The organism is Azospirillum sp. A26 (assembly GCF_042604635.1).
In the GTDB taxonomy this organism is placed as follows: domain Bacteria; phylum Pseudomonadota; class Alphaproteobacteria; order Azospirillales; family Azospirillaceae; genus Azospirillum; species Azospirillum palustre.
Genome location: NZ_CP170472.1, coordinates 2,111,807 through 2,124,897 on the forward strand (window position 1 = coordinate 2,111,807; position 13,091 = coordinate 2,124,897).

The following is a 13,091-nucleotide window of genomic DNA, read 5'->3' on the forward strand; positions in this document are numbered from 1 at the left end:
ACCCAGCGCATGCACCCGATCCTGCTGCCGACACCGGAAATCGCCGACGCGCTCGCCACCGGGCGCCCGGTGGTGGCGCTGGAATCGACCGTGATCTCCCACGGCATGCCCTATCCGCGCAATCTGGAGACCGCCCGCGCGCTGGAGGCGGAGGTGCGGGCCGCCGGCGCCCTCCCCGCCACCATCGCGGTGATGGACGGCCGCATCCGAATCGGGCTGGACGACGAGGCGCTGGAACGGCTGGCGACCGCCGGCCATGCCGCGCGCAAGCTGAGCCGCCGCGACCTGCCCGTCGCCCTGGCGACCAAAGCCCTCGGCGCAACCACGGTGGCGGCGACGATGATCGGGGCGCGGCTGGCCGGGATCCCGGTCTTCGCCACCGGCGGCATCGGCGGCGTTCATCGCGGGGCGGAGACCAGCTTCGACATTTCCGCCGACCTCGACGAACTGGCCCGCACCTCGGTCTGCGTGGTCTGTGCCGGGGCAAAGTCGATTCTCGACCTGCCCAAGACGCTGGAGCTGCTGGAAACCCGCGGCGTGCCGGTCCTGGGCTTCGGCACCGATGAATTTCCCGCCTTCTACAGCCGCCGCAGCGGCCTCTCCGTCGATCATCGCTGTGACAACGTGCAGGAGGTGGCGGAAATCCTGCGGACGAAATGGCAGCTCGGTCTGGAGGGCGGCGTGCTGCTCGCCAACCCGATTCCGGCCGCCGACGAACTCGACGCCGACGCGATGGAGGCGGCGGTCGCCCAGGCGCTGGCCGACGCGGATGCCAGGCGAATCAAGGGCAAGGACATCACCCCGCACCTGCTGGCGGCGCTGGAGGCCATCACCGGCGGGCGCAGCCTGACCGCCAACATCGCGCTGATCCGCGACAACGCACGGGTTGCGGCAGGGGTGGCCGCCGCACTCGCCGGCCGTTAAAACCGATAGGATAGGACTACTCCCCCGGTGGTAAGGCTTTAGCCCCGGTACCGGCTTAAGACCCCGTTAACCGCCTGCGCGCAAATCTATCGTCATCGAACGAGCGGAGGCTTTCATGCGCGCACCCAGCAGCACCTCGACCCTGGTTTCCCGGATGATTGCGATGGCCGGCCAAGGCGACGAGGCGGCGGGCGTCGCGGAGATGAAGGAGCCCGCACACGTCAAGCGCATTGTCTGGGCCTCCCAGGCGGCCAAGCTGCGCGTGTCGCTGTCGGCCCGCTCCATCCACGAGATCGAAGCCGCCGTCTCCGCCGACCTGGACAGCATGGAGCTGCCGGAAGTGTTCTTCACCTCCGTCGAGGTGGGCGGCCATGTGGTGACCTGCGACCTGGACGCCTCCGGCACCGCCTCCATCTTCGGGCTGATCGAAGCCCACGAATATGACGATCTGGTCGAAGAGGCCGGCGACGACGCTCTGTTCGGCGTCGATTGGGACGGCGTCTACATCACCCCGGCCCGCACGCGGCACTGAGCCCGGCGCTTCCGGCCCCAAAAGCCCCGCGTTCAAAAACGCCCCGCAGCCAGCCTGCGGGGCGTTTCGCGTTTGCCCGTTCAGGATTTGCGAACCGCCGGATGCCCTGCCGGATGAGCGTCAGGCCGGCCGCGTCGCGCCGGTTCCGAACGTGATCTTCTCTCGGCCGTCATTCCCGCGAAAGCGGGAATTCAGCCGTTTCAGCCGCCCTGCCGCAGAGTCTCCTGGATCCCCGCCTTCGCGGGGATGACGGCCGATAAGAATCCTGCAAGCTTATCGCTCCTTTTCCAACCCTACGAAATCGGCCCCTACGAAATCGGCAGGGACGGCCGGCTCGCCCCGGAGGTGGGCATGCCGACCACCACATCGTCGCGGATCACCGGCAGGCCGGCCCGCCGGTCCTCCCAGGCGGCCAGGAAGGCGTCGATGCGGTCGGCCGGCAGCGGGCGGCTGACGAAATAGCCCTGGATCAGGTCGCAGCCCATCAGCGACAGCACCTCCCACTGGGCCGCCTCCTCCACTCCTTCCGCCACCACGCTGCGGCTCAGGTCGTGGGCGATGCGCGAGATGGACGACACCATGCTGCGCGCATCGGGCCGGCGGTGGACGTCGTCGATGAAGGCCTTGTCCAGCTTCAGCGTGTTGATCGGCAGCGTCCGCAGATAGGTCAGCGACGAGTAGCCGGTGCCGAAATCGTCCAGTGCGATGTGGATGCCGGCCTTCCGCAGCGCGTTCAGCTTGCCGATGGCGGCTTCGAGCGAGCCGATCATCTGCGACTCGGTGATTTCCAGTTCCAGCCGGTTCGCCGGCAGGCCGGTGCGGGCCAGGATCTCCAGGACCCGCGGCACGAAATCATGCTGGGCCAGCTGGACCGCCGACATGTTGACACTCATCGTCACCTCGCCCGCCCCGCGGCAGGCCAGCCCCGCCGCCTCGACGCAGGCGGTCTCCAGCACCCACAGGCCGAGCGGGACGATCAGGCCGGAATCCTCGCAGACCGGAATGAAGCGGTCGGGCGACACCGGCCCCAGCTCCTGGTCGGTCCAGCGGACCAGCGCCTCGAAACCGCGGACCCGGCCGTCGCGCGTCGCCACCTGCGGCTGGTAATGGACGGTGAATGCCTGGCGGTCGAAGGCCAGCCGGGCCCGGCTGAGCAGCCGCATGCGCTCCACCACCTTCAGGTTCATGTCGGCGGTGAAGGTGCAGATGCGCCCGCGCCCGCTGTCCTTGGCCCGGTACATGGCGGTGTCGGCGTTCTGCAACAGATCGTCGAAGCAGCGTCCGTCCCAGGGATAGCGGGCGATGCCGACGCTGCATGTGACGAAGAAATGCTGTCCCTCGACCAGGAAGGGGGTGGCGAACGCCTGTTCCAGCCGCTGCGCCACCTCTGCCGGATCGCCGGCCTCGTCCCCCTGGACGACCACCACGAACTCGTCGCCGCCCAGCCGCGCGATGAACAGCCCGTCGCCCGCACCCTTGCGGATGCGCAGCCCCAGCATCATCAGCAGCTCGTCGCCGGTCTTGTGGCCGAAGCCGTCGTTGATGAACTTGAAATTGTCCATGTCGAGGAACAGCAGCGCCAGCGGCCCGGCTTTGCCGGATGCCTTGGTCTCGGCGATCAGCCGGTCGACATGCTGTTCCAGCGTCAGCCGGTTGGGCAGGCCGGTCAGGGAATCGTAATGGGCCAGATGGTCCAGCCATGCCTGCTGCCGCTTGTGCCCGGTGATGTCGGTGTAGGAGCCGCCCATCATCACCGGCTTCCCCCGCCCTGCTGTCCCGCCCTGCCCGTCCCCATCGAACAGGACCTTGCCGGTGGCGTAGAGCCACAGGTAATTGCCGTCGCGGTGGCGGACCCGGTATTCCACCCGGTATTCCGGCAGTTCGCCCGACAGGTGGCGCTGCAACGCCTCCTCCGCCAGCGGCCGGTCTTCGGGATGGATGCGGTCGAACCAGGCCGCGCGTGAATCGATGCTGGCGGCATCGACGCCCAGCAGCTCCTCGACCCGGCCGGACAGGACGCGGACGTCGTTGACGATGTCCCAGGTCCAGATGATGTCGCGCGAAGCCTCCGCCACCAGCCGCATCCACCGCCCGCGTTCGCGCAGCGCATCCTTGCTGGCGGTCAGCTCGACGACCTTGGCCTGCAACTGCCGGCGCGACTCGGTCAGCGCCTCGTTGCTCCGCTGCAGTGCCGCCTCAGTCTTCCGCCGGCTGCGCAGCGTGAGGGACAGCACCAGAACCATGCCGAACAGCAGCAGAAGCACGCCGCCGACCGTCACCACCAGCCAGCGGTAGGTCTCCATGAAGGAGAAGGGCTTGTCGACCAGCCGGTCGAGCGGCATCAGCCGCGCGGGATCGATCCCGTAGCGCTGAATCCGGCCGTAATCGGCGGCCCGGACGACCGACTGGCGTTGCTCCGCCGGCAGGCCGGCGATGGACGCGCCGTTCACCAGGGCGGCGGCCAGCCGACCGACCGCGCGGCCATGCTCCTGCCCGCTCAGCAGGCTGCCGCCGGCGATGCCGTGGCCCAGCAGGAATTCCTGCAAGCCGTAGATCGGCACGCTGCTCTTCTCGCTCATCAGTTCCAGGAACCGCTCGGGCGGCAGGACCAGGCCTTCGGGGTCGGTGGCATAGGTGCCCAGCAGCACCGCGCTGTCCGGCGGCAGGGCGGCCAGCCGCTCCTCCAGCCGGGCGAAGGGCAGTGCCGGCAGGGTCTGCCGCTCCAGCCCGGAGGGGAAACGGCCGGCGGCGACCAGCGCCTCGATCTCGGCGTCCAGCCCCAGGCCCGTCTCGGTGTCGTCGCGCAGGATGAACAGGCGTTGCAGCCGCGGATTCGCGGCCATCGCCATGCGCACGGTGCCCTCGATGTCCTTGGCCTCGTCGATGCCGGCGACGTTGGCCTCATGCTCGGTCAGCCGCCGCGCCGAGATCGGCAGCACGCCGCCATGCACCAGCGGCACCGGCCCGTAGATCTCGTGCCGCAAATCCAGGGCGAAGGACAGCGCGGCATCGTCGGTGGAGACGATGGCGTCGACGGTGCCCTTGGGGTGGCGGTAGGCGATCAGCGCCCGCAGCCGCTCGATCCCGGCGGTGTCGGGAAAGCGTTTCCAATCCAGGTAATAGGGGATTGCCAGCGCATTGGGCGCCGCCGAGGCCAGCATGTCGGAGATGCCGTCCGCCTGTCCGTCGGTCCACTCATAGCCCTGGTGGTAGGAGTGCAGGACCAGCACCGTCCTGTTGGGCGGCGTCGCCCGCCCGCCCGCCGGCACCGACAGGGTCGCCAGCACAAGCAGCCCCAGCAGCAGGACATTGCCGCGCATCCATATGGAGGACCAGATGACGCTCCGTCCGGTCATGGGACACCCTTCGCTCGCTTGTCCGGCCACCCCCCGATGGCCGCGTGTCGGGCAGCCGCGGGAGGCGTAAAGAGGTTTGGCCTTTCCTGACAAAAGGATAAGCAGCGCAGTCATTTCGGCGCCAGAGTCTTTTGCTAAGGACTTCCCCGGAATTCATGGTTAATTTTCCATAGGAAATTGGAGAAGTTGCAAAATACTCGCGCATGAGGCGCGGCCGATTATTTTCGCAGGCCGCTCTCTCGCTTTGCAGCGTAAACCGCAACAGCCGCCGGCTCTTCTCGCACCTGCACAATAACCGCCCAGGATATCGCGGATCCTTGCCGGCGGCCCTGCGCGCCGTCACCGCAGGAGAGCGCGGCCGCATCGTTGCGGAACAGAGGACAGTGCGCGGCTGTTGTCCGGGCTGCACCCCGCCCTTTCCTCCTCTTCGGGAGCCCCGCCCGTGTCCGCTGCCTCCACCCAGCCCACCCCCCGGCGCACTGCCAGCCCCCTGGCCTTTACGCCGTCGGTCGAGAATCCGGGTCCCGATGAAGCGCAGGTCTTCAACGATCTGGCCGAGACGATGCTGTCGATCAGCGCCAAGACCTTCGAGGACAGCGGCCATGCCAGCCGCAGCGTCCATGCCAAGAGCCACGGGCTGCTGATCGGCCGGCTGGATGTGCTGGACGATTTGCCGGCCGAACTGGCCCAGGGACTGTTCGCGAAGGCGGAGAGCTATCCAGCGATCCTGCGGCTGTCGACGACGCCGGGCGACATCCTGCCCGACAGCGTCTCGACCCCGCGCGGTCTGGCGGTGAAGGTTCTGGGCGTGTCCGGCGAGCGGTTGCCGGGGTCGGAGGGCGAGGCCACGCAGGATTTCGTCATGGCCAACGCCCCCGCCTTCTCGGCTCCCGACGCCAGGCAGTTCCTGTCGACGCTGAAGCTGCTGGCCGCCACCACCGACCGGGCGGAAACCGCGAAGAAGGTGCTGTCGGCCGGCCTGCGCGTGGCGGAACGGGTGGTGGAGGCCTTCGGCGGCGAAAGCGCGACGCTGAAGACGCTGGGCGGCCACCCGGAAACCCACATCCTGGGCGAAACCTTCTACAGCCAGGCGGCATTGCGCCATGGCGCCCACATCGCCAAGCTGTCGATCGTCCCGGTCTCGCCGAACCTGACCGCGCTGGCCGACGCGCCGCTGGACCTCAACGGCAAGCCGAACGGCATCCGCGAGGCGGTGACGGAGTTCTTCCGCGACCACGAGGCCGTCTGGGAACTGCGCGCCCAACTGCGCACCGACGAGGAGCGCATGCCGGTGGAGGATGCCAGCGTGGTGTGGCCGGAGGATCTGAGCCCCTACCGAACCATCGCGCGCATCACCGTGCCGCCGCAGACGGCCTGGAGCGAGGAACGGTCACGCGCCGGCGACGACCGGCTGTCCTTCAGCCCCTGGCATGGGCTGGCGGCGCACCGGCCGCTGGGCTCGATCATGCGCGCCCGGCGCCTCGCCTACGACCGCTCCGCCGAATTCCGCATGGAACGGAACGGTTGCCCGATGCACGAGCCGGCGGCCGGCTACCGGCTGCCGGGGTAAGGCCAGGGGGGTGAGGACGGAGTTGGGGCCGGGACCGGCCCCTCACCATCATTGCAGGCTGCGCTGCATCTCCTCGAAGGTGCGGGAGAAGCCGTTCAGCGGGAAATCGATGTCGCGCTTGCCGACGCGGGAGCTGACGCGGACCAGGATGGTCGAGCCGTTGCGGAACTGGTCGGCGACGCGGCCGGACACGAAGTTCGGGAACATGCACATGTTCAGCGTCGCCACATGCGATTCGATGCGCGGCTGGCGGTCGACGCGGATGGCGCAGCGGTCGATCAGACCCTGGCTGGTGGTCAGGAACAGGTGGAAGTCGTTGCCGGTCGGAATGATGCTCAGCGCGACGAAGCCGACATCCTTCCCGTCGTCGAACAGGCGGTAGATCATCAGCCGGCAGGTCTTGCTGTCGGTCATCCGGTCGATGTCGCACTGGTTGGTCCAGGCGCCCTCCGGCCCGAAATCCGCCGCGGCCTTGGAGACGTCCACCGCGGCGGCGGGCTTGGCGGCGACCAGGGTTCCGGCCAGCCCCAGGGCCAATGCTCCAGCAGCCGCAACCGCCCTGAACCCGACCCACAGACCCTTTGCACGCATCGCCCCGTCCCCGCCATCGTTCGTGTTAACACGGAATGCGCCATGATAACCGGCGGTGGCGGGGGTGCAAGGAACGAGATGCCGCGCACCAGGGATCAGATGCGGCCTTCCTCGAAGTCGCGGAAGGCCTGCATCACCTCTTCCCGCGTGTTCATGACAAAGGGACCGCCCCAGGCGATGGGCTCGCCGATGGGCTCGCCGGCCAGCAGCAGGAAGCGCGCGCCCTCCGGTCCGGCGACCGCTTCCACCCGCTCGCCGTCTCCCAGCACGATCACCCTCGGCCCGGAAAGCAGCCCCTCCCCGCCGACATCCAGCGTGCCTTCGAACAGCACCAGGAAGGCGGTGTGGCCGGCCGGCAGCGGCTCGGCGAAGGCCGCCGACGGCGGCAGCGCCACGTCGAAATAGCGGGCATCGGTCGCCTCGGCCCGCACCGGGCCCGCCGTGCCGCGGGCTGTGTCGCCGGCGATGACGGTGACGGTCGCCCCGTCCTCGCGCCGCTCCACCGGGATGGAGGCGGCCGGGAACTCCTGATAGCGCGGCTCGGTCATCTTCAGCCTGGCCGGCAGGTTGATCCACAGCTGGAAGCCGCGCATCAGCCCTTCGGTCTGCTCCGGCATCTCCGAATGGATCAGGCCGCGCCCGGCGGTCATCCACTGCACGCCGCCGGTCTCGATCACGCCCTCATGCCCATGGTTGTCGGCATGGCGCATGCGGCCGGCCAGCATGTAGGTCACCGTTTCGAACCCGCGGTGGGGATGGTCGGGGAATCCCGCCAGATAGTCGGTCGGCCGGTCGGACCCGAACAGGTCCAGCATCAGGAAGGGGTCGAGCGTGCGCAGGCGCGGCGAGCCCAGCATGCGGGTCATGCTGACCCCGGCGCCGTCGGAGGTGGCCATGCCCTCCACGGCGGCGAGCACCGGACGGACACCGGGGGCGGCTGGCTTGGCGGACATGGCGGCAACTCCTAAAGCGGACACAATGACGATGCACCACAGGTAGTCCCTCGCGGCCCCGACGTGAAGCCGGCCCGCCCGCGCCACAGCGTTCCTCCCCGCGCAACAATCGGACACGAAAAAGGCCGCCGGAGAACCGGCGGCCTTTCGCGAGAGACCCGTGGGAAAGGGATGTTGTTAGTGGATGCTCTCGCCATGCAGGGCGAGGTCGAGACCGTCGCGCTCCACATCTTCCTCGACGCGCAGGCCCATGACCACATCGACGACCTTCAGCAGGACGAAGGTGGCGATGGCGCACCAGGCGACGGTGTAGGCGACGCCCTGGACCTGGATCCAGACGGCGGCGGCGTTGCCTTCCAGCAGGCCCAGCGTGGCCTTCGGGTCGGCCTGGAGGACGGAGGCGAAGCCGCCTTCGCTGTTGGACACCGACATCTTGGCGAAGACACCGGTCAGGATGGCGCCGATCAGGCCGCCGACACCGTGCACGCCGAAGGCGTCCAGGCTGTCGTCATAGCCCAGCATGTGCTTGAGGCTGGTGGCCGACCAGAAGCAGACCACGCCGGCGACGATGCCGATGACGATGGCGCCCGTCGGGTCGACGAAGCCGGCGGCCGGGGTCACCGCGACCAGGCCGGCGACGGCACCGGAGATGATGCCGAGGATCGACGGCTTGCCCTTGACGATCCACTCCGCGAACAGCCAGCCCATGGCGGCACCGGCGGTGGCGATGTGCGTGGCGGCCAGCGCCATGCCGGCGCGCGGACCGGCGGTCAGGGCCGAACCGGCGTTGAAGCCGAACCAGCCAACCCACAGCAGCGAGGCGCCGATCAGCGACAGCACCAGGTTGTGCGGCATGAAGGCTTCCTTCGGATAGCCCTTGCGCTTGCCGATCACCAGCGCGGCGACCAGACCGGCGACGCCGGCGTTGATGTGCACGACCGTGCCGCCGGCGAAGTCCAGCACGCCCAGGCCGAACAGGAAGCCCGACGGGTACCAGACCCAGTGGGCGATCGGCGCATAGACCACGATCGACCACAGCGCGGTGAAGACCAGCAGGGAGGAGAACTTCATGCGGTCGGCGAAGGCGCCGGTGATCAGGGCCGGGGTGATGATCGCGAAGGTCATCTGGAACATCATGAAGACCGGCTCGGGGATCGTCGTCGGGACGCCCGAACCCGTCGCCTCGCCCAGCACGAAGGCCTTCGTGAAGTCGAGCCCGTTGAGGAACAGCCGGTCGAGACCGCCGACATAGGCACCGGTGCCGGTGAAGGCCAGGCTGTAGCCGATGACGTACCACAGGACGCTGATCAGGCAGGTGATGGCGAAGCTCTGCATCACCGTCGACAGCACGTTCATCTTGCGGACCATGCCGCCGTAGAACAGCGCCAGGCCGGGGATGGTCATCATCAGCACCAGCGCGGTGGAGATGAGCATCCAGGCGGTGTCGCCGCCATTCAGCGCCGGAGCCGCCGGTGCGGCAGCAGCGGCGGCAGCCGCAGCCGCGGCAGCGGCGGCAGCCGCCGGATCCTGGGCAAGGGCTGCGGCCGGCATGCCGACCGCGCCCAGAGCAACCGCCATCATCGGTGCGGCCATAAGGAACAGACGGTTCATCGAGGCTCCTCTTTCTCCAAAATCGCTCCCACCCCCTTACGGCCGGCGCGGCACCGGAGGTGTTCCGCGCTCAAGCCACCGCACTGGGGCGACCCCGTCCCGGTCGCCCCGTCCCCGGCAAAGACGGGGCGGCGGACGGGACCAAGGACGCCTCCACCGTTACAAGAAGCGTGCCAGTCGAAAACGGCTTGGAATCGTCAGGGTTGTCTCGGGCCGGGACCCCCGAACGGGCACCCTCCTACGAGTCGCACCGGGTGCTTGCACAGGAAATGGGCAGATTTCGGAACCGACATTTCGCCGCAAATTCCGGGCTTTCGACCGGACGTCAGGGTCGGCAGCCCGATTTCGGCCCGCCTCTGCCCGGCACTCTGGCTGTCATTCCGGCAGATGATGAAAATTTGGGCACAGAATGGCCTGCAAGCCGCTCATTGCGGCGGCATCGCAGCGGCGCCGGTCCGGCGCTCTATTCCTTCCGCCCAGTCCGTTCGGAGGGGTGGCGCATAGCTCCCCCTTTCCTCCTAGGACTTGGAAGCGCTCTGGCGGCGGGTAAGCCGATGCCAACCGTCCGCCGCGCCTATTGGACATGGCGGCGAGATGTGGCACCGTCAACGCCTCCATATGGATTGGCCGCAGCCGAGCGGCCGCAAGAATAAGGCAAAGGGGGTAACGGCCATGCTCGACAAACGGGATCTGCGCCTCGCACCGCGACGTGCGGTGGCGCTGGTGCTGGCCGGGGGACGCGGAAGCCGTCTGAAGCAGCTGACCGACCGGCGGGCCAAGCCGGCCACTTATTTCGGCGGCAAGTACCGCATCATCGACTTCGCGCTGTCCAACTGTGTCAACTCCGGCTTCCGCCGCATCGGCGTGCTGACGCAGTACAAATCGCACAGCCTTCTGCGCCATCTCCAACGCGGCTGGAACGTCTTCCGCGGCGAGATGAACGAGTTCTGCGACCTGCTGCCGGCCCAGCAGCGCGTCAGCGAGACCGAGTGGTACCAGGGCACCGCCGACGCCGTGTACCAGAACCTCGACATCCTGCGCGACCACGAGCCGGAATATGTCCTGATCCTGGCCGGCGACCACATCTACAAGATGGATTACGGCGCGCTGCTGCTCGACCACATCGACCGCAAGGCCGACGTCACCGTCCCCTGCATCGCGGTCCCGCGCGAACAGGCGAGCGGCTTCGGCGTGATGCACATCGACAATGAGCGCCGCATCATCGACTTCGTCGAGAAGCCGGCCGACCCGCCGCCGATGCCCGGCCGCCCCGACATGGCGCTGGCCAGCATGGGCATCTACGTCTTCAACGCCCAGTTCCTTTACGAACAGCTGGAGCGCGACGTCGCCACCCCCGGCTCCAGCCGCGATTTCGGCAAGGACATCATCCCGCATCTGGTGAAGACCGGGGCGCGGATCATCGCCCACGACTATGCCGACAGCGCCATCATCGACGCGCCGGACGACGCCCCCTACTGGCGCGACGTCGGCACCATCGACGCCTATTGGGAGGCCAACCTCGACCTCTGCCACGTCACGCCGCAGTTGAACATGTACAACCGCGACTGGCCGATCTTTACCTATCAGGAACAGCTCCCCCCCGCCAAGTTCGTCTTCGACGACGAGAACCGCCGCGGCACGGCGATCGACAGCCTGGTGTCCGGCGGCTGCATCATCTCCGGCTCTACCGTGCGCCGCTCGCTGCTGTTCAGCTCGGTCCGCGTCAACTCCTACAGCGAGCTGTACGAGGCGGTGGTGCTGCCGGAATGCGACATCGGCCGCCATTGCCGCCTGAAGAAGGTGGTGATCGACCGCGGAGTTAGTATCCCCAACGGCCTCGTCGTCGGCGAGGACGCGGAGCTGGACGCCAAGCGCTTCCACCGCAGCGAGGGCGGCGTCGTCCTGATCACCCGCGAGATGATCGAGAAGCTGCCGAAGGAATAAGGCGGCATTTCGCCGCCCTCCCCTGCCCCATGGCCCACGCCGATGCGGTCCGGCTCCCCACCGGCCCCGCATCGGCGCTATACCATGTCCACACCCTCCCGCCTTTCATCCGAGTGCCTTCCCGATGCGCGTCCTCTACGTCACGTCCGAATGCTACCCGATGGTCAAGACGGGGGGGCTGGCGGACGTGTCCGCCGCCCTGCCGCCGGCCCTGAACGCCGCCGGCGCCGATGTCCGCCTGCTGCTGCCGGGCTATCCCGCCGTTCTGAACAGCCTGCAGAACCTGCACGAGGTCGGCGACCTGATCACCGACCTGCCCGGCTGCGACCGCGCCCAGTTGTGCATCGGCCGCACCGCCGACGGGGTTCTCGCCTATGCGCTGAAGGCGCCGTCGCTGTACGACCGTCCCGGCAACCCCTATCTGGGACCGGACGGCAAGGACTGGGCCGACAACGCCCTGCGCTTCGCAGCCCTCGCCTGGGTCGCCGCCAGCTTCGCGGCGGAGACCTCCTACGATCCCTGGTGGCGGCCCGACATCCTGCACGGCCATGACTGGCAGGCGGCGCTGATCCCCGCCTATCTGGCCCTGCGCCCCGACCGTTTTGCCGGGCCCTTCCGGCCGGGCACGGTGCTGACCATCCACAACATCGCCTATCAGGGCCTCTTCGGTCCCTGGATGATGGGCGACCTCGGTCTGCCCTCCTCCAGCTTCCGCGTCGACGGCGTCGAGTATTACGGCAACATCAGCTTCCTGAAAGCCGGTTGCTTCTACGCCGACCGCCTGACCACGGTCAGCCCGACCTACGCCAACGAAATCCAGACGGCGGAGCACGGCACCGGCTTGCAGGGCCTGCTCGCCACCCGCTCCGACGTGCTGACCGGCATCCTGAACGGCGTCGATTACGCGGTGTGGGATCCGGTGACCGACCCGCATCTGCCCGCCCGCTACACCCCCGACGATCTGGGCGGAAAGGACGCCTGCAAGGCCGACCTGCAATCCGCCTTCGGCCTGGACCGCCGCCCCGACGCCCCGCTGGCCGCCGTGGTCAGCCGCCTGACCTGGCACAAGGGCCTCGATCTGGTGCTGGAGTCCGCCAGCCAATGGGTGTCGTGGGGCGGCCAGCTGGTGGTTCTGGGCAGCGGCGACGCCTCCAGCGAGGCCGGTTTCCGCCAGCTTGCCCAGTGGCATCCGCAGTCCATCGGCGTCCGCATCGGCTATGACGAGCCGCTGTCCCACCGCATTCAGGCCGGTGCCGACCTGTTCCTGGTGCCGTCCCGCTCGGAGCCCTGCGGCCTGACCCAGCTCTACGCCCTGAAATACGGCACCCTGCCGCTGGTCCGCCGCACCGGCGGCCTCGCCGACACGGTGATCGACGCCAACCCGGCGGCGAGCGCCGACGGCAGCGCGACGGGGTTCCAGTTCGTCAACGCGACCGGCCAGGAACTGGTGTGGGCGCTGCGCCGGGCGATGAGCGTCTACCGCAAGCCCGACCGCTGGCAGGCGATGCAGCGCCGCGCCATGACGCGGGACTTCGGCTGGCACGGGCCGGCGGAGGAGTATATGGAGCTGTATCGGGGACTTGGGGAGCGGTAGGCGGGGGCCGGGTCAG

Annotated in this window: 9 protein-coding genes; 5 read left to right on the plus strand and 4 right to left on the minus strand. The window is 68.4% G+C overall.

Going from position 1 to position 13,091, the window contains the following annotated elements; genetic code table 11:
• Positions 1–9: 9 nt before the first annotated feature.
• Entirely contained in the window at positions 10–924 is a 915-nt protein-coding gene (locus tag ABNQ39_RS10610; protein WP_376957565.1) for a pseudouridine-5'-phosphate glycosidase, read from the plus strand.
• A gap of 115 nt (positions 925–1,039) precedes the next feature.
• Positions 1,040–1,456 (plus strand): hypothetical protein, encoded by a 417-nt coding sequence (locus ABNQ39_RS10615; RefSeq protein WP_376957567.1) that lies wholly within the window; start codon positions 1,040–1,042, stop codon positions 1,454–1,456.
• Between the two features lie 308 nt (positions 1,457–1,764).
• On the opposite strand, the gene ABNQ39_RS10620 is transcribed toward ABNQ39_RS10615, so the two are convergent.
• Complete coding sequence (locus tag ABNQ39_RS10620) at positions 1,765–4,812, minus strand: EAL domain-containing protein (protein ID WP_376957569.1); 3,048 nt, start codon at positions 4,810–4,812, stop codon at positions 1,765–1,767.
• 442 nt (positions 4,813–5,254) lie between these two features.
• Between ABNQ39_RS10620 and ABNQ39_RS10625 the strand changes: the two genes are divergently transcribed.
• Entirely contained in the window at positions 5,255–6,382 is a 1,128-nt protein-coding gene (locus ABNQ39_RS10625) for a catalase family protein (RefSeq protein ID WP_376957571.1), read from the plus strand.
• Positions 6,383–6,430: 48 nt separating this feature from the next.
• On the opposite strand, the gene ABNQ39_RS10630 is transcribed toward ABNQ39_RS10625, so the two are convergent.
• From ABNQ39_RS10630 to ABNQ39_RS10640, 3 genes are all read right to left on the minus strand, one after another.
• Entirely contained in the window at positions 6,431–6,973 is a 543-nt protein-coding gene (locus tag ABNQ39_RS10630) for a hypothetical protein (protein ID WP_376957573.1), read from the minus strand.
• A 95-nt stretch (positions 6,974–7,068) separates the two neighbouring features.
• A complete protein-coding gene (locus ABNQ39_RS10635) occupies positions 7,069–7,926 on the minus strand; it encodes a pirin family protein (RefSeq protein ID WP_376957575.1) in 858 nt (285 codons plus the stop codon).
• A 177-nt stretch (positions 7,927–8,103) separates the two neighbouring features.
• The gene (locus ABNQ39_RS10640; RefSeq protein ID WP_376957577.1) at positions 8,104–9,537 is read right to left on the minus strand and encodes an ammonium transporter; all 1,434 of its coding nucleotides are present in this window, start codon (positions 9,535–9,537) and stop codon (positions 8,104–8,106) included.
• 672 nt (positions 9,538–10,209) lie between these two features.
• Here ABNQ39_RS10640 and glgC point away from each other — a divergent pair.
• Positions 10,210–11,481: a glucose-1-phosphate adenylyltransferase gene (glgC, locus tag ABNQ39_RS10645; protein ID WP_376957579.1), complete on the plus strand. Its 1,272-nt coding sequence runs from the start codon at positions 10,210–10,212 to the stop codon at positions 11,479–11,481.
• Between the two features lie 124 nt (positions 11,482–11,605).
• Complete coding sequence (gene glgA / locus ABNQ39_RS10650; RefSeq protein ID WP_376957581.1) at positions 11,606–13,075, plus strand: glycogen synthase GlgA; 1,470 nt, start codon at positions 11,606–11,608, stop codon at positions 13,073–13,075.
• Positions 13,076–13,091: the final 16 nt, after the last annotated feature.